23 protein-coding genes are annotated in these 22,704 nt (G+C 65.6%); 12 read left to right on the top strand and 11 right to left on the bottom strand.

Going from position 1 to position 22,704, the window contains the following annotated elements:
• The first annotated feature begins 77 nt into the window (after positions 1–77).
• Positions 78–956, top strand: a complete 879-nt coding sequence (locus ACZ1JW_RS05865; protein ID WP_465124441.1) for a BON domain-containing protein — start codon at positions 78–80, stop codon at positions 954–956.
• Here ACZ1JW_RS05865 and pgmG read toward each other — a convergent pair.
• Genes pgmG through ACZ1JW_RS05850 form a run of 3 tightly spaced genes read right to left on the bottom strand, consistent with a single transcriptional unit; the run spans position 940 to position 3,468 of the window.
• On the bottom strand, positions 940–2,346 hold the full coding sequence (pgmG, locus tag ACZ1JW_RS05860) for a phosphoglucomutase/phosphomannomutase PgmG (RefSeq protein WP_465126437.1): 1,407 nt from the start codon (positions 2,344–2,346) through the stop codon (positions 940–942). The two genes, ACZ1JW_RS05865 and pgmG, sit on opposite strands and share 17 nt — an antisense overlap.
• Positions 2,347–2,359: 13 nt before the next feature.
• A complete protein-coding gene (locus tag ACZ1JW_RS05855) occupies positions 2,360–2,650 on the bottom strand; it encodes a J domain-containing protein (RefSeq protein ID WP_465142304.1) in 291 nt (96 codons plus the stop codon).
• The gene (locus tag ACZ1JW_RS05850; protein ID WP_465142303.1) at positions 2,650–3,468 is read right to left on the bottom strand and encodes a division plane positioning ATPase MipZ; all 819 of its coding nucleotides are present in this window, start codon (positions 3,466–3,468) and stop codon (positions 2,650–2,652) included. The genes ACZ1JW_RS05855 and ACZ1JW_RS05850 overlap by 1 nt, the downstream gene beginning before the upstream one ends.
• A 98-nt stretch (positions 3,469–3,566) precedes the next feature.
• On the opposite strand from ACZ1JW_RS05850, the gene panC reads away from it, so the two are divergent.
• Together panC and ACZ1JW_RS05840 are read left to right on the top strand one after the other, a co-directional pair.
• On the top strand, positions 3,567–4,427 hold the full coding sequence (gene panC / locus ACZ1JW_RS05845) for a pantoate--beta-alanine ligase (RefSeq protein ID WP_465142735.1): 861 nt from the start codon (positions 3,567–3,569) through the stop codon (positions 4,425–4,427).
• Complete coding sequence (locus ACZ1JW_RS05840) at positions 4,424–4,753, top strand: DUF2322 family protein (RefSeq protein WP_465142302.1); 330 nt, start codon at positions 4,424–4,426, stop codon at positions 4,751–4,753. The genes panC and ACZ1JW_RS05840 overlap by 4 nt, the downstream gene beginning before the upstream one ends.
• Before the next feature lie 21 nt (positions 4,754–4,774).
• On the opposite strand, the gene ACZ1JW_RS05835 is transcribed toward ACZ1JW_RS05840, so the two are convergent.
• The 4 genes from ACZ1JW_RS05835 to ACZ1JW_RS05820 form a co-directional block, all read right to left on the bottom strand.
• The gene (locus tag ACZ1JW_RS05835; RefSeq protein ID WP_465142301.1) at positions 4,775–6,160 is read right to left on the bottom strand and encodes a methyl-accepting chemotaxis protein; all 1,386 of its coding nucleotides are present in this window, start codon (positions 6,158–6,160) and stop codon (positions 4,775–4,777) included.
• Between the two features lie 145 nt (positions 6,161–6,305).
• The gene (locus ACZ1JW_RS05830; protein WP_465124447.1) at positions 6,306–7,154 is read right to left on the bottom strand and encodes a metallophosphoesterase family protein; all 849 of its coding nucleotides are present in this window, start codon (positions 7,152–7,154) and stop codon (positions 6,306–6,308) included.
• A 34-nt stretch (positions 7,155–7,188) separates the two neighbouring features.
• The gene (locus tag ACZ1JW_RS05825) at positions 7,189–8,058 is read right to left on the bottom strand and encodes a diacylglycerol kinase family protein (RefSeq protein ID WP_465124448.1); all 870 of its coding nucleotides are present in this window, start codon (positions 8,056–8,058) and stop codon (positions 7,189–7,191) included.
• A gap of 78 nt (positions 8,059–8,136) precedes the next feature.
• Entirely contained in the window at positions 8,137–8,403 is a 267-nt protein-coding gene (locus ACZ1JW_RS05820; RefSeq protein WP_465124449.1) for a hypothetical protein, read from the bottom strand.
• 244 nt (positions 8,404–8,647) lie between these two features.
• Here ACZ1JW_RS05820 and ACZ1JW_RS05815 point away from each other — a divergent pair, with 244 nt between their 5' ends.
• Positions 8,648–8,974, top strand: coding sequence for a UrcA family protein (locus tag ACZ1JW_RS05815; RefSeq protein ID WP_465124450.1), 327 nt, complete (start codon positions 8,648–8,650; stop codon positions 8,972–8,974).
• 87 nt (positions 8,975–9,061) lie between these two features.
• Here ACZ1JW_RS05815 and ACZ1JW_RS05810 read toward each other — a convergent pair whose 3' ends face one another.
• Entirely contained in the window at positions 9,062–9,556 is a 495-nt protein-coding gene (locus ACZ1JW_RS05810) for a winged helix-turn-helix transcriptional regulator (protein ID WP_465124451.1), read from the bottom strand.
• Positions 9,557–9,712: 156 nt separating this feature from the next.
• Here ACZ1JW_RS05810 and ACZ1JW_RS05805 point away from each other — a divergent pair, with 156 nt between their 5' ends.
• The 5 genes from ACZ1JW_RS05805 to ACZ1JW_RS05785 all read left to right on the top strand — a co-directional run bounded on the left by ACZ1JW_RS05805 (position 9,713) and on the right by ACZ1JW_RS05785 (position 14,004).
• On the top strand, positions 9,713–10,069 hold the full coding sequence (locus ACZ1JW_RS05805; protein WP_465142300.1) for a CC_3452 family protein: 357 nt from the start codon (positions 9,713–9,715) through the stop codon (positions 10,067–10,069).
• Positions 10,070–10,204: 135 nt separating this feature from the next.
• Positions 10,205–10,906 carry a hypothetical protein gene (locus ACZ1JW_RS05800; RefSeq protein ID WP_465142299.1) on the top strand — a complete coding sequence of 234 codons (702 nt, stop codon included), beginning with the start codon at positions 10,205–10,207 and terminating at the stop codon, positions 10,904–10,906.
• A gap of 47 nt (positions 10,907–10,953) precedes the next feature.
• Positions 10,954–11,352 carry a peptide-methionine (R)-S-oxide reductase MsrB gene (msrB, locus tag ACZ1JW_RS05795; RefSeq protein WP_465124454.1) on the top strand — a complete coding sequence of 133 codons (399 nt, stop codon included), beginning with the start codon at positions 10,954–10,956 and terminating at the stop codon, positions 11,350–11,352.
• Between the two features lie 174 nt (positions 11,353–11,526).
• Complete coding sequence (locus ACZ1JW_RS05790) at positions 11,527–13,662, top strand: transglycosylase domain-containing protein (RefSeq protein WP_465142298.1); 2,136 nt, start codon at positions 11,527–11,529, stop codon at positions 13,660–13,662.
• A 99-nt stretch (positions 13,663–13,761) separates the two neighbouring features.
• A complete protein-coding gene (locus ACZ1JW_RS05785; protein ID WP_465124456.1) occupies positions 13,762–14,004 on the top strand; it encodes a hypothetical protein in 243 nt (80 codons plus the stop codon).
• Positions 14,005–14,578: 574 nt separating this feature from the next.
• On the opposite strand, the gene ACZ1JW_RS05780 is transcribed toward ACZ1JW_RS05785, so the two are convergent.
• The 3 genes from ACZ1JW_RS05780 to hflK form a co-directional block, all read right to left on the bottom strand.
• Positions 14,579–16,117 carry a Do family serine endopeptidase gene (locus ACZ1JW_RS05780; protein ID WP_465142297.1) on the bottom strand — a complete coding sequence of 513 codons (1,539 nt, stop codon included), beginning with the start codon at positions 16,115–16,117 and terminating at the stop codon, positions 14,579–14,581.
• A 141-nt stretch (positions 16,118–16,258) separates the two neighbouring features.
• Entirely contained in the window at positions 16,259–17,101 is an 843-nt protein-coding gene (hflC, locus tag ACZ1JW_RS05775; RefSeq protein ID WP_465126438.1) for a protease modulator HflC, read from the bottom strand.
• Positions 17,102–17,111: 10 nt separating this feature from the next.
• Complete coding sequence (gene hflK / locus ACZ1JW_RS05770; RefSeq protein ID WP_465142296.1) at positions 17,112–18,212, bottom strand: FtsH protease activity modulator HflK; 1,101 nt, start codon at positions 18,210–18,212, stop codon at positions 17,112–17,114.
• A gap of 353 nt (positions 18,213–18,565) precedes the next feature.
• Between hflK and ACZ1JW_RS05765 the strand changes: the two genes are divergently transcribed.
• From ACZ1JW_RS05765 to hemH, 3 genes are read left to right on the top strand one after another with little or no spacing between them, the layout of a single operon-like run.
• Positions 18,566–19,333: an Mrp/NBP35 family ATP-binding protein gene (locus ACZ1JW_RS05765; RefSeq protein ID WP_465142734.1), complete on the top strand. Its 768-nt coding sequence runs from the start codon at positions 18,566–18,568 to the stop codon at positions 19,331–19,333.
• Positions 19,334–19,338: 5 nt separating this feature from the next.
• On the top strand, positions 19,339–21,639 hold the full coding sequence (locus tag ACZ1JW_RS05760) for a xanthine dehydrogenase family protein molybdopterin-binding subunit (RefSeq protein ID WP_465142295.1): 2,301 nt from the start codon (positions 19,339–19,341) through the stop codon (positions 21,637–21,639).
• Positions 21,640–21,659: 20 nt separating this feature from the next.
• Positions 21,660–22,673 (top strand): ferrochelatase, encoded by a 1,014-nt coding sequence (gene hemH, locus ACZ1JW_RS05755; protein ID WP_465142294.1) that lies wholly within the window; start codon positions 21,660–21,662, stop codon positions 22,671–22,673.
• Positions 22,674–22,704 lie beyond the last annotated feature (31 nt).

The following is a 22,704-nucleotide window of genomic DNA, read 5'->3' as shown; positions in this document are numbered from 1 at the left end:
ATGCGTCAGGATGCGGGGGCAGGGAGCGCTCCGGTCCGTTTCCTCTTCACGACAATCATTTTGAATGGAGAAGAGCCATGGCCCAAGGCACGGACTGGAATTCGCGCGACCGCTGGCAGGACGAGGAGCGACGGCCGAGCCGCGACTATTCCGGCGAGTTCGCGCCCGAGTTTGCGCGCGACCGTCTTGATCGCAACGACCGGGATCGAGACCAGTGGAGCCGCTCGGGCTCGACCGGCGCCGCCACCCCGCGCAACGATCCTCCGTCGCAATGGCAGGGCCGCGACATGCGCGGCGATCGCCGCACGCATGACTGGGAGGTGGGTGACCGAAATTATGCCGGTACGGGGCAATCGGCCGCACAGCGTCGCCCGCGTTACCGCGACATCGGCTTCGGTGGAAGCGACACCGCAGACTACTTCACCGCTGAAGACTATGGCGAGGGAAGGCGGGCCTGGAACGGTCCGACCGGACAGGGCGCCTACGGCACCGGCAGCAGCGGCGGTTATCCTTCGTCTTACGGCTACAGCGGCAGCGGGGCCTATACCGGTCGCGATCCGCGCGGCTTCTTCGACCGCGCTGTCGACGAGGTGCGCGGTTGGTTCGGCGACGAAGATGCGCTCGAAAGGCGTGAGGAAGACCATCGCGGGCGCGGCCCCAGCGATTACACGCGGTCGGACGAACGCATTCGCGAGGACGCCAACGATCACCTGACCGACGATTCCCGGATCGATGCTCGCCAGATATCGGTCACCGTGACCGAGGGCGAAGTGACTCTTTCGGGCACTGTCACCAGCCGGATGGACAAGCGCCGCGCCGAAGACATCGTCGAGGCGATCAGCGGCGTGAAGCACGTGCAGAACAACCTTCGGGTAAAGACCGGCAGCGGTCTCGAAGGGCAGGGTGGAACGCTCGGCTGGGGCAATGGCGACCGCTCGGTTACGCCGGACGCTTGATCCCCACCGCGGCAAGGCGGGCATCGACTTCGGCCAGGAGCCGGTCGAGCCCGTCCTCGTCGCGGGCCTCGGCGCGCACCACCAGCACGTCCTCGGTGTTCGAGGATCGCAGCAGCCACCAGCCGTCCGGCGTATCCACGCGAACGCCATCGGTATCGTTGACTTGCCGCCCGTCACCCCTGAGCGCCGCCAATACTTGCGCGACCGCAGCCACCTTGCGTTCGCGCGCCACGGCAAAGCGCAGTTCGGGCGTGGCGACCATTTCCGGCATCGCATCACGCAAATCCGTAAGCGACTGTCCGATTCGGACTGTCGCCGCGATCAGGCGGACGGCGGCATAGAGCGCGTCGTCATAGCCGAAGTACTTGTCGGCAAAGAACACGTGCCCGCTCATTTCCCCGGCCAGTGGTGAACCTGTTTCCTTCATTTTGGATTTGATCGGAGAGTGTCCGGTCTTCCACATCAGCGGCACGCCGCCCAGTTCGGCGATGCGCGCAAACAGGGTCGAACTGGCCTTCACATCCGCGATAATCGTGGAGTTTGGCTGCTCGTGCAGCAGTTCCTGCGCATAGATTGCCAGCAGCTGATCCGCCCAGACCACCCGGCCCTTGCCGTCCACCGCTCCGATCCTGTCGCCATCTCCGTCGAAGGCCAGTCCAAAGTCGAGGTTTCCCGCCACGACAGCCGCTCTCAGATCGGCGAGATTGGATTCCACAGTCGGATCAGGATGATGGTTGGGAAAATGGCCGTCCACGCTCGTGTAAAGAAGGACATGCCGTCCAGGCAGTCGCGCCGTCAGCGCCTCGATGACGGGGCCGGCAGCACCGTTGCCGGCATCCCAGCCGATGCCCATGCGGCTGAGGGCAGCCGGATCGATCCCGTCCAGGGCGCCGATCAGGCAATCGACGTAGGCGGTGGCAATGTCGGCGTTCTCGATGCTGCCCCGGCCGGACGTCCAGTGGCCTTCACCGGCGATGCGCCCGAGATCCTCTATGTCCCCGCCAAAGAAAGGAGCCCCTTCAAGTACCATCTTGAAGCCATTGTGATTGGCGGGATTGTGGCTGCCGGTTACGTGAACGCCGCCCTGCACCTCTGGGGTTAGGGCGCCCGCTGCAGGCGTCGCCGCAAAATAGAGCATCGGGCTGGGGCCAAGTCCGATCCGCACCACGTCCACGCCGCTGGCGGTCAGCCCTTCGACCAGCGCGTGTTCGAGCACGGGCGAACTGACACGCCCGTCATAGCCCACCGCGACCCGCGATCCACCACGCGCTCTAACCACGCTGCCAAAGCTGCGTCCAACCGCCCGCGCATCGTCTGCGCTCAGCGTCTCGCCGAACACCCCGCGAATGTCATATTCGCGCAGGATCGAGGGGTGGAACTCGTGGGCCAATTTGCCCGCCGCCTCAGCTGCCGCGCCGGTCCGAGAGCCGTGCCAGCAGCAGGTCGCGTGCGGCGTTGGCTTCATGCACCGCCTCGTTGCTGCCGCCCCGGTCCGGATGGACCTTCTGGATCAGCCGCCGATGTGCCTCGATCACCTCGTCATAGCCCGCCGCCTCGCCAAGCCCGAGGAGATTGCGGGCCCGCTTTTCGTTTGCCGCGCGCGGATCGCCCTGCAGCAGTTCCCACGGCCAGCGCCCCGACAGCAGCTTGCAGGCAATGCTGACAAGGGCGGCAAGCGTGAGCAGCTTGATCATCAGGCTGCGCTTTCCAGCTTGGGTTCGGGCGCGTTCTTGGCCGGCACAGGCAGGTTCAGCCCCATGACCAGCGTGCGCAGTTCCTGCCGCGCCACCAGATGGCTGGTGCCCAGCTCGCCCAGATGGCCCTTGTCGAGCAGGGTCAGCCCGCTCGGGAACAGCTCGCGATAGATCACGCGTTCCGAAAGGCCGCTCGCCACGCGGAAGCCGACGCGCTTTGACAGCTCAGTCAGCGCCTGGTCGATGCGGCGCTGGTTGCGCGCTTCGGTATAGCCGGTGCGGTTGCGCACCACGACCCAGTCCATCTCGCGCCGCGAATCCTTGATCGTCGCCATTGCCCGCTTCTTGCGCGCTTCCCAGATCAGCTCGGCATAGAACGACAGGCGGCGCACCTTGAAGGTCTCGGCGTCCACCTGCCCGATCAGGTCGAAGTCGACGAAGCTGTCGTTGAGCGGTGTGACCAGCGTATCCGCACGCGTCGCCACGTGGCGGGCCATCACGTCGTCGCGCCCCGGCGTATCGTAGATGATGAAGTCGCAGGTTTCGGCCAGCCGCTCGCTCAGCGCGTCCAGCTCCTCGACATTGTCCCCGCCGAACACTTCGAACGTCGCCGTCGGCAGCGCGATCTCGCGGCGCTTCATCGTCTCGGCGCGGTTCTCGAAATAGCGGTGCATCGTGCGCTGGCGGTGGTCGAGGTCGATCGTTGCCACCCGGGCGCCCTGGTAGGCCAGCGCCACGGCGACGTGCACCGCCGTGGTGGACTTGCCGGTGCCGCCCTTTTCGTTGGCGAAGACAATGCGGTGCGGGCCATTTGACAAGGCTGGAATCTCTCTCGGTTGTTGGCGCGTCAGGCTTGCGAGAGGCGTTCGCCGCCCGTATCGCCCGTCGGGTCAGACTTAGGGGAGTGGCTGCCAAGGTGCAAACGATCAACCGGCTGGAAGACCTGCGCAAAGCGGTCGACGCGCTCAAAAACGGGGGAAAAACCGTTGCCTTCGTCCCCACCATGGGCGCGCTGCACGAAGGCCACCTGACGCTGGTACGTGAGGCCCGCCAACGCGCCGATCACGTCATTGCCTCGATCTTCGTCAACCCGCGCCAGTTCGGCCCGAACGAGGATCTCGACGCCTATCCGCGCCGCCTCGCCGCCGATGCTGCCCTGCTCGAGGCCGAGGGCGTCGCCATCCTGTGGGCCCCCACAGTCGATCAAATGTATCCGGACGGCTACGCCACCAACATCAGCGTCTCGGGCGTGAGCGAAGTCGCCTGCGGAGCCGCGCGCCCCGGCCATTTCGATGGCGTGGCGACCGTGGTGTGCAAGCTGTTCAACCAGGTCCGCCCCGACTTTGCCCTGTTCGGCGAGAAGGACTGGCAGCAGCTCGCGATCATCCGCCGCATGGCGCGCGACCTCGACCTGACCCAGCCCCACGTTTCGAACATCATCGGCGTCGAGACTGTGCGCGAGCCGAGCGGCCTCGCCATGAGCAGCCGCAACCAGTACCTGACGGAAGACGAGCGCACGCAGGCCGCAGGCCTTTCGGCTGCCATGCGCCGTGCCATCGCCGCAATCGAAGGTGGTGCCGATGTCGCGCAAACGCTCGCCACGCTGAACGCAGACATCCTCGCCACCGGCTTTGCCTCGGTCGACTATGCCGACTTGCGCGACGCCGCCTCGCTCGAAGCGCTGGAACACTATGCCGGGCAACCCGCCCGCCTGCTCGTCGCCGCGCGCATCGGCGCGGCCCGCCTGATCGACAACATGCCCGTAGGACCGCAATGAACCCGATTCACCCTACCGCCTCGTTCAAGGACAACCTTGCCCTGCTGCCCTCGATCGAGGGCATTGCACGCATCGACCTGATCGATGCCACAGGCGCCGTTGTCGCCAGCATTGCCAACGAGCCGGGCAAGCAGGGTTCGCTCAAGGTCTACAACTATCTCAAGCTGTGCTTCGGAAAGCTTGATGAAGCTGCGGCGAAGCATGGACTGGCGGTGTTCGGCGAGCATACGCCTGATGCCATGGCGCGTCCCGGCGCGCATCCGAACATCGATCGCCTGCTGGCCGTCGATGCCGCCGGACTCGAGATCACGGTGCTCGCGAAGTAGCAAAGACGCGTCCGGGGTTGTTCAGAACTCCGACCAGTCATGCGATGGAACCGCCTTCAGCGCGGCATTGCCCCGGCTCTGGTAGATCGGCTGTGGGGCCGGTGCTGCGGAGCGAAGCGGCGTTGCACCGCGCCTGCCTGTCTCGAACCGTTGTACAACGCCAACGAGTTCTGCGGCCTCTTGCGACAATGATCGTGCCGCCGCCGTGGATTCCTCGACCATGGCTGCGTTCTGCTGGGTGACGCGGTCCACCTCTGCCACCGCCGTGTTGATCTGCTGCAGGCTGACGGCCTGCTCCTGCGCCCAGGCCGCAATCTCCGAGACGAGGGTGTTGATCTCGCCTACGCGATTGAGGACTCCGGTCAGGACGAGGCCGGTCTGCCCCACCAGGTTCACGCCGGAGGCGACCTGTTCGCTCGAGGTCGAGATCAGCGTGCGAATATCGCGTGCCGCGTCGGCAGAGCGCTGGGCAAGTGCCCGCACTTCGGTGGCGACAACGGCAAAACCCTTTCCGGCATCGCCGGCCCGCGCCGCTTCGACACCGGCGTTCAGGGCCAGCAGATTGGTCTGGAAGGCAATGCCATCGATCAGCCCGATGATCTGGCTGATTTCATCGGCAGATTTGGCGATCGCGGCCATTGCATCGACGGCCTTGTCCACGACTGCGCCGCCGTTGCTGGCCTCTTCCTGCGTCCGCGTAATCGAGTTCTGCGCATCGTCTGCCGATCTTGCCATGGCCTCGACGCCGAGCGTAACCTGATTGAGCGCAGCCGAAGTTTCCTCGACGCTTGCAGCCTGCTTCTCGTTCCGCCGGGCAAGATCGTCCGATGCCGTGTTGATCTCCTCAGAACCGTTCATGACGCTCTGCGCGGTGTGGTTGACGCTGCTGATGGCCTTGCTCAGCGCATCGACGGCGCGATTGAAGTCGAGGCGGAGATCTTCGTAACCACCGGGAAAAGGCTGCTCGATGGCGCAGTTCAGCCTGTTGTCGGCAAGTGCACCCAGCGATGTCTTGAGCGCCGACACGACCAGCTCCTGTGCGACCTTCGCTCTTTCGACCTGCAGGGCGTTCTCCGTGAAGATCGCCATGGCCTTGGTCATCCGGCCCACGCAATCTCGGTGGTCGGTATGATGGATTTGGCTCCGGGTATCCCCGGCGGCCAGCGCTTCCATCCGCACCACGGTGTTCACATAGGGCGTGCAGATGCGCTCCTTGGCGATCAGCGTCGTGACGATGATTGCGACGAGCGATGCCAGGGCAATGCCAATTGGCACTGTTGGTGATGCCAGATTGTAAACCCCGAGGATGGTTGCAATCAGCCCCACGCTCGACAGCGTGCTGTAGGCGATCAGGAGTATCGTGAACTTCTGCCGGATAGGAGCATCACGTTCGAACCATGTCAGCATTGCAACTCATCCTGCACCTTTGCCCGACCACCTGCGCGTAAAGGTTCGCAGCGAGCCTGCCTTGTCATCGCAGAATGTGGGAGAAGTGCCCAAACAATGCCCAAAGGTGCATAAGGATTTGCACTAGGGTTTGGGCCGCATCTTCTTAGTGAACCGGCGGATCAACCGCCGGCACCGCTCCAACCGGTGCAACCGGCTCACCTTCGGTCCGTGGCGGCAACGCGTTCTCCGGCACGTCTTCGATCATCATGTCGCGCGAGGATACGTGTTCGAGGTTGCGCACGCGCACTGCGATCGTTTCGCCTTCAAAGGTCAGTTCGTTGAAGCTTGGCGGAGTGGAGCGGACGCGCTGGCTCAGCGTGCCGGCGCCGATCATCCGCACCGGGCCGTTGGGCGTCGGGTGGATGAGGTCGAAAGCGTCGTGGACGTGGCCTGAAAGCACGGCGAGCACATTGCGCCTGGCGAGTTCGGCAAGTGCATGGTTGCCGCCCCGGGTCAGCGCCTTGCCGCGCGTTCCGGCCTCCACCAGCGGATGGTGGCAGGCGACGATGGCGCGTGTGCCTTCAGGAAGCGCGTCGATGGCGGACAGGGTATGAGCCAGTGCGGCCTTGCCCACCGTGCCCTTCGACCAGTTGAGACGGAACTGCGCGCGTGCAGTAGTCTTGAGCGGCACGATCTTCGCACCCGGAATCGGCAGCTCGCGCTCCAGCACGCCCTCGATCGAGCGGAAGCGGCGATACGGATCGGTGAAGCGCTCGATCAGGTTGAAGTAGGGCAGGTCGTGATTGCCGACCTCGACGGTTACCGGCACGTCGAGCGCCTTGATCCAGTGGCAGGCGGCAGCAAACTCGCGGTGCCGCGCGCGCATCGTCAGGTCGCCAGTTATCGCCACGGCATCGGGCTTCTCGCGCGCGATGCACTGCGCCACCCAATCGAGCGCGCGGCGGTCTTCAAGGCCGAAATGGATGTCGCTGATGTGAAAGATGCGGGTCATGCGCGCCGGTTGATCGTCGCTGCGGGCGCGGCGGTCAAGGTCCCGTGGACGCGGTGGAAATGAAGTCCAGCGCAAAGGTATCGCAGGTGATCCGCTCTTCCCGCCCGCCTTCGCGCCGTTCGCCATCGATCATCAGTGCGATCGGCCCTTCGCTGGCCAGCGTGACCGCCCGGAACCTGCCGAGTTCGTCATGCGGTCCCTGGCGGAAATCGCGCTTCACCAGCATGGCAAAGCCTTGCGCGGCGAACTCGCCAATGTCGGAGAAATCATAGCCGTCGGCTTCCAGCTCATCGCCGCTGCAGCCGATGCGGACCGCGCGATAGCCTTCGGCCTTTCCAGCGGCCGGATCGGTCAGGCGCACGCCCGGGCCGTCGCGGGTTTCGCGAAGAGCGTTGCCGAAGGTCTCGGCAATCGCGGCGAGATCAAGGTCCCGCACGCCTTCGCGCACGTCGGCCCACATCGCGCCGGGTCCTGCCAGCACTTCGATCAGGCCTGCGCCCTGCGCGGTGCGGATGGCGGGGCGACGGATCTTGCGCGCGCCGGGGAGCGCGCCGGTGATCGCCTCGGCCGGAACGTCGCCATGGAGCGATTTGGCGAGGAGGTTCTGCGTGCCGCCGGGCAGGACCAGCAGCGCGCCGCCCCAGCCTTCCAGCGCAGAAGCGGCCGCGTTGACCGTGCCGTCGCCGGTAAAGACAGCGAGCGTTGCGACGCCTGCGGCGTCCAGCGCCTTGCGCGTCGGCAGGTCCTCATCGGGAAAGCGGATCACGCGTTCCGGGGCGCAACCTGCTGCGGCAAGCGATGCGGCGAGGTCGTCGACGGCGGCATCGCTGTTGCTGCCGCTTGCCGCATTGGTGAGAAGCCAGAGAGGGGAGAGTTCCATCACGCCCAGAACCGGTGGCGCCATTCAAAGTTCCGGGCCAAAGTTCCGGGCCAAAGTTCCGGGCCAAAGTTCCGGGCCAAAGTTCCGGCCCAGGGTTTCGCGTCACACCTTGTCGGTCAGGATCAGCCAGGCCGAGAAACTGTTGAGCATCGAATAGACCACATAGGCAATCGGGCCGCCGACATTGCCTTCCGATGCGAAGAGCAGCGCGCCTAGCAGCAGCGCGAACTCCACGAGCATGGTGAACCGTCCGCCGAGGCTGTGCACGATCCACGGCATGCGGCCGATCATCGGGTGTCCGCTGTCCATCACCGCGCGATGAAGGGCGAAGTTGCCGATGCCGAGGAGGAAGGTGATCAGAATCGCCATGAACGGCGATGACCCTAGGGAATCACCATCGAATTGTCACACCTGCAGTTCGTGGAGTTGGAATTGCATTTCGTCGGACGGGCTAAGCACTTGTCGGACGTAACGGAAAGCTGGTCGAGGCGCGCAAGATTTCATCGCCGGTCGGGCGTAGCGAGAATGCATGCGGTGCACCGGAAGAGCCGGACAGCCGCTGAAACGCCCCCCAGCCGGTTCCCTCGCCGGCACCCCGTCGAAGGAAGTTGCCATGTTCGCCAAGACCCTGTTCTCCGCCGGCCTCCTCGGCCTCGCTCTCGCCGCCAGCCAGCCTGCCCAGGCCGCCGAAAAGCTGGTGCGCTACCACGATCTCGATCTGTCCACCAAGGACGGCAGCAAGGAGCTCGATGCCCGTCTGCGCAAGGCCGCCAAGGACGTTTGCGGACTGAGCCAGCCCGATCTGCCCTCGTCCGAATGGGAATCGGCCCGCCAGTGCTTCGCCAAGTCGCTCGCCGATGCCCGCAAGGCCAAGTCCGGCGCAGTGCAGGCCACAGCGCTTGCCGCAGCCAAATCCAAGTCCGACCTTGCTGTCCGCTGATCCCGGCAGCTTGCACAACCCGGCGGATCCAGTCCCCCACCGGGTCAAACTTGAGGGGTCGTCCAGAAACGGGCGGCCCCTTTTTCCTCAGCTCACCTCGCGCAGCGCGGGGCTGGGTGCCTGCTGTTCAAGCTCGGCGCGATCCCGCCAAGTCAGGTCTTCGGGCGAAAGCCTGCGACCGTCATGCGACTGGATGCCGATTGGTGCGATGGGCTGCCCGTCGCGCGCGTCGCACAGCACCGGATTGGCCGGAACGCCCAGTTCCCACTTCTCGCCCCACTGGCGCAGCGCCAGCATGGCGGGGAGAAGGTCGATGCCCTTGGGCGTCAGGCGGTATTCGATGCGGCGGCGATCATCGGCGCAGTGTTCGCGCTTGAGGATGCCCGCCTCGACCAGACGCGACAGGCGGTTGGACAGGATATTGCGGGCAATGCCGAGCTGCTCGAGAAAATCCTCGAAGTGGCGCACGCCGTTGAACCCCGCGCGCAGGATCATGAAGGACCATCGCTCGCCCATCGCTTCAAGCGCGCAGGGCAGGCCGCACTGGGCGATTTCACCCAAAGGTTCACGAAGCTTATCCATGTCATCCTTTGCATAGCCCATTTGCAGGACCTGTTTAAGTTTCTAGTTGCAACCTGAAACCTATATTGATAGGTAGCGATTCGCAACGGAAATAGCATCCTCTCCAGAACCCCGCAATTTCCGAAGCCCTAAACAAGGTAATCCAGGGGAAGAACAATGTTTGCACTCAAGACCAACAGCGCCCTGCGCCAGCTCCTCCCGGCCGTGCTTGCCCTCGTCGGCACCACGGTCAGCTTCGCCGTGACGGCTGAAACCGCTCGTGCTGCCAGCAACGGACCGTTCTATTCGGTCACGCTGACCCGTCCGATGGATGGCACGCAGAAGCTCGTCCAGAAGGGCGTGCTGTGGAAGTGCGACGGCGCAGAATGCTCCGCCGCCCGCGACACCTCGCGCCCGGTGATCGTCTGCGCCCGCCTCGCCCAGAAGGTCGGCCCTGTCGCCCGCTTCGCCACGCCCGAAGGCGAACTCGCCGCACAGGACCTCGCCCGCTGCAACGAAGCGGCTGCCGGATAAATCCGACTTTCGATCTCCAGCGCATTCCCGGAACGATACCCTGCCGGGGGTGCAATCCCTGACCGTGAAGGTCATTGGGCCGCGAACGGGACGCCTGTTCGCGGCCCCTTTTTTCGCTATGGTCGCGCCATGCGAATGCCCTCCACAGTTACCCCCCTGCTCGGCGGAGTTGCCCTTCTGCTCGGCGGAGTTGCCCCTTTGCCCCCCCAGAGTTGGAAACTTGCCGCAGCCACTCCTGCGCTATCTTCGCAGACCCGCGAGGACCTGCGCTGTTCGGCTGCATTTGCGGTGGTCGCGCTGGAGCAGGCGGGCGGCGATGCGCTTGCCGGGTGGCCCTTACTGGCGGTGCGCGGCAAGCGTTTCTTCGCCGATGCCGGGCAGAAGGCGATGGCCGAAGGTGCGCTCACCCGCGAACAGGTGCGCGAACTCATCACCGCCGACGTGACCGCCCTGCAGAGCGCCCCCGATCCCGACAAGGCCTTGGCCGCGCTTGCAAAACCCTGCGTCGCCCGGCTCGACGAAACGGTCGCCCCGCTGGCCACGCCGAACCTCAAGCAATGCGCCGCCATCTTCGATCTTGCCTATGACGAAGTCCATGGCCGCGAAGGCATGACTCCTGCGGCGCAGGACCTCAAGACACTCGCGTCGGTGCTGGCAGCGCGCGAACGCGAGGCGCTGATCGCGGCTGGAGGCACAGGTGACGATGCCGACCGCGCGCTGGCCGAAGCACGCACGGCGATGAGCGTCATGGACCCCGACGGGACAGCGCAGGCCGAGAAGTACGATCTCGCCCGTTGCTACGACCTCGCAAAACCTGCCGAGAAGTCGCACTATTGAGCGTTGGGGCAGCGCTCCCCATATTCGCGGCCAAGGAGATCCCCCAGATGCCCGACAAGATGAACCTGAGCGATGCCGAATGGCGCGAACGCCTCTCGCCCGAACAATACCATGTCCTGCGCCAGGGCGGCACGGAACGCGCCTTTACAGGGGCTTATGAGAAGAACAAGGCGAGCGGCGAGTATCACTGCGCCGGTTGTGGAGCGCCGCTGTTCACGTCCGAAACCAAGTACGACAGCGGATCGGGCTGGCCGAGCTTTTATGCCCCGGTCGCCCCTGACGCGATCGAGGAGCACCGCGATACCTCGCACGGCATGGTCCGTATCGAGGCGCGTTGTGCGCGCTGCGACGGGCACCTCGGGCACGTCTTTCCCGATGGTCCCAATCCGACCGGCCTGCGCTACTGCATGAACAGCGCCTCGCTGGATTTCACGCCGGACGATTGAGGCCTGACCGACGCTGGCAGATTGCCAGCGCCGGTTCGCCGATTTGCAGTTAACCCGGCGTTGCGATTGCCCTATGCACAGGCGCGGTGAGCGTGGCGCCATCTGCCGTTGTCGCATCCGGTCCTGCGGACCACTGCGTCACGGGTCGATATTGAGGGAAGCGGTACAAGACTGATGGCCAGACGGGACATTCCCCGCCGCCCCGACGGCGGCAGGTCCGAACCGCAACCCAAAGGCAGGTCCACGCTCGGACGGTGGTTTCGCCGTCTTGTGGCGTGGGGCGCAGGCTTCGCGCTGCTCGGCACGATCGCGCTGGTCGTGGCGGTTGCCGTCACCGCGCGATCGCTCCCCGGTTACAGCGAGCTGAAGTCGAGCCAGACCGGCCAGATGATCGTGGTGCGCGCCGCCGACGGTTCTGAGATCGTCACGCTTGGCCCGAGCTACGGCAAGTGGGTGCCCTACGAGCGCATTCCGCAGGCCATGAAGGATGCGATGATCTCGGTCGAGGACCGGCGCTATCGCAGCCACTGGGGCGTCGATCCCATCGGCATCGTCCGTTCGCTGATGGTCCGCGTCGAAAGCGGCACGTGGAAGCAGGGCGGCTCGACCATTACCCAGCAGCTGGCGCGCAACATCTTTCTGAACAACACCAAGACCTTCGCCCGCAAGGGACGCGAGTGGGTCCTGGCGCTTGCGCTGGAGCAGAAGTTCTCGAAGGACCAGATCCTCGAACTCTATCTCAACAAGGTCTATTTCGGCGGCGGCGCCTACGGGATCGACAGCGCCGCGCGCAAGTTCTTCGGCCATTCGGGCGAGGAGATCACCCTGCCCGAGGCCGCAATCATCGCGGGTCTGGTCAAGGCACCGTCGCGCTATTCACCGACCGCCGATGCCGATGCCGCAGTGGGCCGCGCAGGCGTGGTACTGCAGACCATGCAGAACGCAGGCGTGCTGACCGCGCAGGAAGTGCAGGGGATCGACCTCAAGGCCGTGAAGATGGTCGAGGATCGCGCCAGCCAGAACTCGGCGCGCTACTTCACCGACTGGGCCTTGCCGCAGCTCGACCTGATCCTGCCCGAGAACGACAAGCCGATCGAGGTCTGGACCACGCTCGATCCGATCGCCCAGAAGGCGGCGACGAGCGCGATTGCCGGATTTGCTCCGAAGGGCGCGCAAGGGGCGCTGGTCTCGCTTGACCGCGACGGTGCGGTGCTGGCGATGGTCGGCGGCACCGATTACGTGACCTCCAACTACAACCGCGCGGTCAACGCCGTGCGACAGCCGGGTTCGGCGTGGAAGCTGTTCGTCTATCTCTCCGCGCTTGAAGCAGGCTATACGCCGGATGACCGCGTGGTCGACGAGCCGGTCACCATCGATGGGTGGACGCCACGCAACGATGGCAACCGCTATGCCGGTGAAATCGACCTGCGCACCGCCTTTGCCTATTCCAAGAACACCGTGGCGGCGCAGCTTGGCAACGAAGTGGGCTTTGGCACCGTGGCCAACATGGCGCGGCGCTTTGGCATCACCACGCCGATCAACACGCTGCCCTCGATGGTGCTGGGATCATCCGAGGCGCGGGTGATCGACATGGTCCGCGCCTTCGCCTCGGTCCAGGCCAAGGGCATGTCGGTGACGCCCTATGGCATCCGCAAGGTGACCACGACCGACGGCGAAGTGCTCTACAAGCATCGGCCCGACAGCTCGCAACAGCTGGTGCCGCCCTATGTCGCGGCGGCCATGACCGACCTGATGCAGACTGCCGTCAACATCGGCACGGGCCGCGCCGCTCAGATCGGCAGGCCGGTGGCGGGCAAGACCGGCACGACCTCGTCCAACAAGGATGGCTGGTTCCTCGGCTTTTCGAGCGGGATCACCACCGGCGTGTGGATGGGCCGCGACGATGCAAAGGCCGTGCCCGGCCTGCAGGGCGGTGCGGCCCCGGCGCGCGCCTTTGCCGCCTACATGAAGGTCGCCACGCGCAAGCGCCCGGTCGAGCAGTTCGACACCGAGCTGAAGCTGCCGCAATGGCAGTTGGAGCCCGATGGCGAGGCGATGCAGGGCAATCCCGACGACTACTTCTACGTCGACGAGCAGGGTAACCTGGTAGATCCTTCGCGCAGGCAGGCGGTCAATCCTGACGGGCTCGATCCCGAGGCTCCACCGGAAGGTGTGCCGCCGGACGTGCCGCAGGCCGCAAACGATGACTTCCTCAACCGGGCGACCGGTCGGCGCGATCCGGAAACTGCGCCGCCCGCCGCCGGAACGCGTCCGAGGCCTACCAGCACGAGGCCTGCGACCTCTCCCTGATTCCTTTGCGGCCTGAACCTTTTGCCAGAACCATTTGGCTGTCCGTTCGTTGGCTGCTCGATGGGAGGCGCCCTCGCCTCCCGAACGAGGAGATGAACCATGAGCCTGCTGCAATGGGCGGTCGCTGGTGCGGCCGGATACGCGATCTATCGCGCGGTGCAGAAGAACAAGACCGAACAGGCCCCGGCCGCGTTCGCGCAAGGGGAAGAGACCGGCGGCAACTTTGCGCAAGTGCGCTCCGCCGGAGTTGAAGGGATGCGGTCGGATCCCAAGCGCTGGGATGCGGTAGATCAGGCCTCGGACGAAAGCTTCCCGGCCAGCGATCCGCCGTCGACGTATTGATCGCGGTTCTACCTTGCCTACGTCATCCCGGCGAAGGGCAGGATCCATGGGCTTTCGTTGAGACGCAAACATTGCGCTTTGCGAGAGGTTATGGGCCCCGGCCTTCGCCGGGGTGACGGTTGGGGTGAGTGGAGGATGGAGTTACATCTAGCCGGTGTTCTGCGGCCAACATCCTGAATGGCCGCCCTAACAACTCCCGTCATCCCGGCGCAGGCCGGGATCCATCGGCCTTCGTTAAGACACGATAGTTGTGTTTGGCGAGAGGTTGTGAGCCCCGGCTTTCGCCGGGGCGACGGTTTGAGGTGGGTGGAGGATGGAGCTTTCTGGTCGGCATTCTGCTGATGATCTGCTGAATGGTGACCCTACCACTTCCTCGTCATCCCGGCGCAGGCCGGGATCCATGGGCCTTCGTTGAGACGCAGACTTTGCGCTTTGCGAGAGGTTATGGTCCCTGGCCGACGCCGGGGTGACGGTTGGGAGAGGTGGGACTGACGGGAGAGGTGGGGCGGGGCCCAACAGAAAAGGGCCGCTCCATCGCTGGGGCGGCCCTTTCTCTTTTCGTTGTTTGCCTGGATCAGCGGATGCGGACCGGGGCGTAGAGTGGGGGCTGGCCGCGGCGCTGGATGCGCAGGAGCACGGCCTCGCGACCCTCGGTCTTGGCCTGACGCACGATCCGTTCAAGATCGGCGACCGTAGTGACGCTCACATAGTTTGCCGAGAGCACGATGTCGCCACGCTGCAGGCCCTTGGTCCCCGCATCCGAGGAAGCATCTACTGCCGTGATCACCACGCCCTTGGCGTCCTCGCCTGCGCCGAGCTGGCGGGCGATCTGCGGGGTCAGCGGGATGGCGGCAATGCCGAGCGAGCCTTGCAGGACGCTCGGGCCCTGCTGCTGTTGCGGCTTGCCATTGGGGCCGAACTGGTCATCGTCCTGCGCATCGGGATCGAAGGTCTGCTGGGCGAGTTCTTCTTCGCTCGGGCGCTTGCCGACGACGGTCTGCACGGTGAGGCGCTGACCGTTGCGGATCAGCTCGATCGGGATGCGCTTGCCGGGCGTGGTGTTGGCGACGATGAACGACAGGGTCTGGTCAGGGGTGACCTCCTTGCCATCGACCTTCACCACAACGTCGCCTGCCTGCATGCCGGCCTTGGCCGCTGCCTGTCCGGGTTCGACCGCCTGGATGAATTCGCCGCGGTTCTTCGGCAGGCCGAGCGAGGCGGCGAGGTCTTCCGAGAGGCCCTGGATACGCACGCCGAGGTAGCCGCGCTCGATCGCCTGACCCGCACGCAGCTTGTCGACGATGGGTGCGGCGATTTCTGCCGGGATGGCAAAGCCGATGCCGACCGAGCCGCCGGTGGGCGAGAAGATCGCATTGTTGATACCGATCACGTTGCCCGCCATGTCGAACATCGGGCCGCCCGAGTTGCCCCGGTTGATCGACGCGTCGGTCTGCAGATAGCGGTCATAGGCCGAGCCCGAACCGGTGTTGCGATAGACAGCCGAGATGATGCCCTGCGTGACCGTCCCGCCAAGGCCGAACGGGTTGCCGATGGCGATGACCCAGTCTCCCACCCGGGCCTTCCGCGAATCGCCGAACTTGACGAAGGGGAAGGGTGTCGGGCGGCTGATCTTGAGTACCGCGAGGTCGGATGCTGCGTCCTTGCCGATCAGCTTGGCGGGGTATTCGGTGCCATCCGGCGTGGTGACGGTGATCGATTCGACCTCGCCCTGCCCGTCGGCGGTGATGACGTGGTTGTTCGTCACTACGTAGCCGTCGGCCGAGATGATGAAGCCCGAGCCCAGCGACTGCGCCTCGCGCGTCTGCGGGCTGCCGCCCTGACCGCCGCCGAACAGATCGCCGAACGGCGTTCCGGCGAAGGGGTTGTTGGGCTGCACCTTCACGCGCTGGCGGGTGGAGATGTTGACCACCGCAGGCTGGAGCTGCTGCGTGAGGTCTGCAAAGCTTGACGGGGCGCCCGCGCGCGGGACGACGCTGCGCATCTCCGACTGGTCGTTCTGCGCGACTTGCGCGCCTGCGGGAAAGCCTGTCACCAGGGTCAGTGCGCTGCCTGCGAGCAGCAGCGCCGAAGTCACACCATAAGCGTATCGCACGTGGCCTGGTCCTCTTTTTCTATCAAGCGCCGAATGCGGCGCGGCTGACTTGTGCCGCAGTCGATTCACGCGTCTTGCGATGAACGGACTTTGAATGACGATGTTCCGTATCGTTCAGGTTGCGGTTTCACTTTCCCCGAGTCACTTACCTTTGAACTGGCGGAGGTATTCGTTGTCGGGCGAGAGCACGATCGAGGTGCTCGAACCCTTCTGCGCGAAGGTTGCGTCGTAGCTCTGCATTGCGCGGTAGAAGTCATAGAATGCCGGGTCCTTGTTGAAGGCATCGGCATAAGTCTTGGCGGCGGTGGCTTCGGCGGTGGCGCGGATGATCTGCGCCTGCTTCTGGCCCTGCGCACGGATCGTGGCGGCTTCCTGCTGGCGCGCGGTGGCCATGCGGGTGAACGCTGATTCGAGCGGCGTGCCTTCGGGAAGGTCGGCCCGCTTGATCCGCACGTCGATCACTTGCGCGCCATATTCGCGGGCTTCACGGTCAAGCCCTTCGCGGATCTGTTCCATCGCGCGGCCGCGATCGGCCGTGAGCAGCGAGCCGAACGTGCGCTTGCCCAATTCCTGGCGCAGCGCGGAGTTGAGGATCGGCTGGAGCTGTTCGGCGACGCGCTCGGTCGTCCCCGCGGTCTGCACCATGCGCACCGGATCGATGATGCGGAAGCGGGCGAAAGCGTCGACCTCGAGGCGGCGCTGATCGGCCGAGAGGACCTGCTGGCGCTCCATGTCGAGATCGAGGATGCGTTTGTCGACCTCGACCACCTGTTCCATGAACGGGATGCGCCAGATCAGGCCTGCGCCGGTCTGGCCGAAATCGGCATCGGGCTTGAAGCGGTTGACCACGCGTTCGGGCTGGCCGAGGCGGATGATCACGGCCTGGGTCTTCTCATCGACGACCTTGAGGCAGCTGGCGGCCGCGGCAAGCGCGATCAACGCGGCGATGATCGGGGCTTTGCGTTCCTGCCAGAGTGTCTGCATTGCGCTCATCTTACTGGCCCCCTTCCTGCGGCTTCTGATTACGCTTCATCTCGGGAAGCGGCAGGTAGGCCTGAGTGTTGGGCGTTTCGAGGATGACCTTGTCGGTCTGGCTCAGCACGCGCTCCATGGTTTCGTAGTACATGCGGCGGCGGGTCACCTCGGGCGCAAGCTTGTACTGTTCGTAGACCTTGTCGAACGCGGTTGCCTCGCCCCCTGCGCGGGCGGTGAGCTGTTGCGCCCACGACTGCGCGCGGTTGATTTCGCTCTGCGCGTCCTGCTGGGCGGCGAGCACTTCCTTGAAGGCATCGACGACCTTGGCCGGGGGATCGGTCTTCTTGATGTCGACGCCCTGGATCAGCACGCCCGAGCGGTAGGCATCGAGCACGCGCTGCATCCGGTCGCGGACGTTCTGTTCGATCTGCTGGCGGCCCGAGCCCATCGCGTCGTTGAGGTTCACCTCGGCAATGGACTGGCGCATCGCGGCTTCGGCCACTTCGCGCACCGTCTGGTCCGGATCGGCGAGCTGGAACATGTAGAGCTTGAGGTCCTTGATGTTCCAGCGGACGAGGTAGGTCAGGTCGACGAGGTTCTGGTCGGCGGTCAGCATGAGCTTTTCGCCATCGCCCTCGGGGATCGATTCGCGGCGGATCGAGGTGACGTCCTCCACCTTCACCGACTGGATCGGCCAGGGCAGGGTCAGCGCCATGCCGTTGTCGATGGTGCGGCTGTAGGAGCCGAAGGTGGTGACCACGCCCTTTTCCTGCGGGGCGATGCGGTGGACCATCGAAGTGCCGAGCCAGGCCGCAATGATCAGCGCGATGCCGACCGGCGCCCACGACTTGCCATCGGGGCGCTGCGGCAGGCGGGGCATGTTGGGACCGCGCCCGCCACCACCACCGTTGCCACCGCCCTTGCGGTTGCGGAACAGGTCTTCGATGTTGGGGCCACGGCGCGCAGGATCCTTGGCAGGCTCACCCGATTGCGGCGGGAGCCATGGGTTGCGCGGGCCTTCGGCAGGCGGTGAAGAGGGAGGCGGGGATGCTTCGCCATCGCCAGCGGGCGGCACATCGGTGCCTCCGCCAGAGCCCCAGGGGCTTTTCTTTCCGGTCATGTAAAGGCCCCGGCCAAAACGCGCGATCAATCCGCCCAAGTCTGTCATGCATTCGTTATAGGAAGCCCGGGCGCGAAAAACAGTGTCCATTCCCGAAAATTCATCTGCTAGGGGGCGTGAGAAGGCTCCGAGGCGGAGCAGAACAGGGAAATGGCGTGAGCATCGAAGAACAGGCGCTGCGCGAGGCGCTGAACGCAGTGGCAGGGGATCGCCTTCAGTCGGTCAAGCTGGCGGGCGAGGCCGCGACGATCGTGCTGGAAGTGGGCGGGCTGGACCGGCTCGACCGTGACAAGCTGGAAATGGCGCTGCGCGATGCGGCGCGGAAGGCTGGCGTGGCCGAAGTGCGCATCGGCATGACCGCCGAACGCAAGGCGCGGGTGATCATCGCGGTGGGATCGGGCAAAGGCGGCGTCGGCAAGTCGACGCTGTCTGCCAACCTCGCGGTGGCGATGGCGCGGCTCGGGCGCAAGGTCGGGCTGGTCGATGCCGACATCTACGGCCCCTCGCAACCGCGCCTGCTCCTGACCGAGGGCCGCAAGCCCGAGGCCGAGGGCAACAAGATGATCCCGATCGAAAGCCCGTGGGGTGTGCCGATGCTGTCGATGGGGCACCTCGTGCAGCCCGGGCAGGCGATTGCGTGGCGCGGGCCGATGGCGGGCAATGCGCTGGGCCAGCTGATCGACGCGCACTGGGGCGACACCGAGATCATCGTCGTCGACCTGCCGCCCGGCACTGGCGACGTGCAGTTGACGATGCTGTCCAAGCACAAGCCGGCAGGCGCGGTGATCGTATCGACGCCGCAGGATCTGGCGCTGATGGATGCGACGAGGGCCATCGGCCTGTTCGAGCAGGGCCAGGTCCCGATTGTCGGAATGGTCGAGAACATGGCTGGGTACATCTGCCCGCATTGCGGCGAGGAGAGCGATCCCTTCGGCGTGGGCGGAGCGGAAGCGGCGGCGAAGACGATGGGCCTGCCGTTCCTTGGCCGCGTGCCATTGGACATGGCGATCCGGCGCGAGAGCGATGCGGGCAATCCGCCTGCCGCAGGCGACAGCCCGCAGGCCGAGGCGTTCCTCTCGATTGCGCGGGCGGTGCTCGCCTGGCTTGACGGGAAGCGCTGAGGCCCATGCGCCTCACCCGGCGAGGGATGCTGGTGGGAGCGGGGGGGGGCGGCGCGCTGCTCATCGCCTTCCCGCTGATCCCCCGCCGTTATCCCGTGCCGCTTGAAGCAGGCAAGGACGAACATGTCGTCGATGCCTTCCTGAAAGTGGGGCGGGTCAAGGGCGGAAAGGACTGTATCCTCACGGTCGCCGTGCCCTTCTGCGAGATGGGGCAGGGGATCACCACGCTCGTCGCGCAGATCGTGGCTGACGAGGCAGGCGCAGACTGGCGCAAGGTGGCAGTGGAAGCCGCGCCGATAAGCCCGGCTTATGCTGATCCCGTGCTTTCGGCGAAATGGGCGCCACTGTGGATGCCCGCCTTTGCCTCGCTCGGCGCCGATGCCGAAGGAATGCTGGCCAGGCTCCATGCCGAGCGTGGGCCGCTGATGATCACGGCCGATGGCACTGCGCTGGCCGCTTTCGAAGCGCCCTTGCGCGAAGCGGGCGCTGCGCTGCGGGCGATGATGGCGCAGGCCGCTGCCAACAAATGGGGCGTGGGCTGGGAGGAGTGCGAGACGAAGGACAGTTTCGTGACGCATGGGTTCAAGCGCCTGTCCTTTGCCGAACTGCTCGATACCGCGGTGGACTACGATCCGCCCGCCGTACCGGTGCTGCGCGCCGAACCGCCCCGGGAGAAGCCGGGGCAGTTTCCCGAAGGTGCCCCTGCGCGCCATCCAAGGCTCGATCTTCCCGCCAAGGTCGATGGCAGCTTCACTTTTGCAGGCGATCTGCGCCTGCCCGACATGGTGTTTGCCGCGATTGCCCATGGGCCGCTGGGAGCCAGCGTGCTGTCGAGCTACGACAAGCAGGCGGCTGCGCAGGTGCGCGGTCTGGTCGGCGTGGTCCATGCCAAGCGCTGGCTGGCCGCCGTGGCGACCGACTGGTATTCGGCGGACAAGGCGGTGCGGGCGATGGAGCCGCGCTTCAAGGCGGACGGGCCGATTGCAGACAGCGAAAAGGTGCTGCTCGCGCTCGACAAGGCCTTGACCAAGGGTGAGCCGCAACGCCTGCTGGCCGAGGGCGATCCCGATGCCATGCTCGCCAAGCCCTCGCTGACCGCGCGCTACGATGTCGAGCCGGCCTTCCACGCTCCGCTGGAGACGGCGAGCGCGACGGCGCGATTGCGCCATGGCTTGCTGGAACTGTGGATCGCAACGCAGGCACCCGAGCGGGCAAGGCGCGCGGCGGCGCGGGCGGCGGGGCTCTCGCGCCGTGACGTGATCGTCTATCCCTTGCACGCGGGCGGCAGCTTCGATGCGCGGCTCGATGTGCGGATCGCCGCCGAAGTCGCAGCCATTGCCAAGACCATCGGCAAGCCGGTGCAACTCACGTACTCGCGCTGGCAGGAAGCGCTGGCCGGTATTCCCCGCACGCCCGTTTCGGCGCAGCTCGACGGCGCGCTGAGCCCGGACAAGACGCGGGTGCTCGGCTGGCGGGCGCGGCTGGCGGTGCCTGCGACCGCGATCGAATCCGGCGCGCGGTTGCTCGATGGCTGGGGCGTGAAGGATGCGCTCGACCTGCAGAACAAGGCCGATCCGATGGCCTGCGAAGGCGCCATGCCGCTTTACCGCATTCCGGAAAAGGCGGTGGAGCAGGTGCCGCTGGCGCTGCGCCAGCCCACCGCCCGGTTTCGCGGGCAGGCACATGGCTACACCGCGTTTTTCACAGAATGCTTCGTCGATGAACTGGCCCATGCGGCGGGTAAAGAGCCGCTGTCGTTCCGCGTCGGCATGCTGGAGGGCGAACCAAGGCTGGTGTCCTGCCTGCAGGGCGCAGGCCGTCTGGCGCAATGGGGCGGCGGGATCGACGCTTCGGGGCAGGGCATCGCCTGCCACCAGATGGAGGTTGCGCTTGGTGGCGGCAGGGTCGCCAAGGGCCTGATCGCCGTCGTCGCCACCGCGCGCAACGAAGCGGGCGTGGTTCGGGTCGAGCGGCTGAGCGCCTTCGTCGACATCGGCCGCATCGTGAATATCGACATCGCGCGTCAGCAGATCGAAGGCGGGCTGATGTTCGGGCTCGCCCATGCTGTCGGCGGGGCCAGTGGCTATGCCAGAGGGCGCCCCCTTTCGGGCAGACTCTCGCAATTGGGCCTTCCTCTGCTTGCCGATTGCCCCAAGGTTGATATTGCCTTTGCCGACAGCAACGAAGACCCGTTCGACCCCGGCGAACTGGGCATGGTTGCGGTGGCCCCTGCCATCGCCAATGCCCTGTTCTCTGCCACGGGCGTGCGCTTCCGCCGCCTGCCGCTGATTTCCGAAGGCCTCTAGGCCCTCTTTTAAGGACCGTAATGGAACGCCCAGCCGACCATCCTGTTGTGCTTACCGGCAAAGTCGGCGTGCTTGTCGTCAACCTCGGCACGCCTGACGCGCCCGATGTGAACGCGGTGAAGCGCTACCTCAAGGAGTTCCTCTCGGACCCGCGCGTGGTCGAGATTCCGAAGCTGATCTGGCAGCCGATCCTGCGCGGGATCATCCTCAACACCCGGCCGAAGAAGTCCGCCCACGCCTATTCACAGGTGTGGAGCGAGGACGGCTCGCCGCTTGCCGCGATCACCAAGGCGCAGGCGCGCGCGCTGCAGCAGCGGCTGGGCGATGCCGCGATCGTGCGCCATGCGATGCGCTACCAGTCGCCCTCGATGGCCAAGGAGCTCGATGCGCTGCTGGAGGCAGGGTGCGAGCGCATTCTGGTGGCCCCGCTCTATCCCCACTATTCGGGCGCAACGACTGCCTCGGCGCTCGATGCCGTGGCCGACTGGATCAAGGCGCGCCGCCGTCTGCCCGCGCTGCGCACGCTGCCGCCCTATCACGACGATCCGGCCTATATCGGTGCCCTCCATGCGGACATGAGCCGGCAGATGAGCGCGCTCGACTTCGCGCCCGAAGTGCTGATGCTGAGCTATCACGGCATGCCCGAACGCACGCTGTTTCTGGGCGATCCCTATCATTGCCACTGCCGCAAGACGTCGCGCCTGCTGGCCGAACGCTTTGCGCAGAGCCATCCCGAGCTGCGACTGGCAACCACGTTCCAGTCGCGCTTCGGGCGGGCCAAGTGGCTGGAGCCTGCGACCGATACCGTGCTGGTCGAGGAAGCGGGCAAGGGCACCAAGCGCGTGGTGATTGCCGCGCCGGGTTTTTCGGCCGACTGCCTCGAGACGCTCGAGGAACTGGCGATCCGCGGCAAGGAGGATTTCGAGGCGGCAGGCGGCACGCACTTTGCCGCGCTCGAATGCCTCAATGCCGGGGCGGAGGGCATGGACCTGCTCGAGACGCTGGCGCGGCGCGAGCTTTCGGGCTGGATCTGAAGAACCCGCTTGGCTGCTGCTGACAGCCATG

This window comes from Novosphingobium sp. BL-A-28-Hi1-0D (assembly GCF_055521755.1).
Note: the sequence above shows the minus strand (reverse complement) of the source record. Positions and strands in the feature narration are given on the sequence as shown.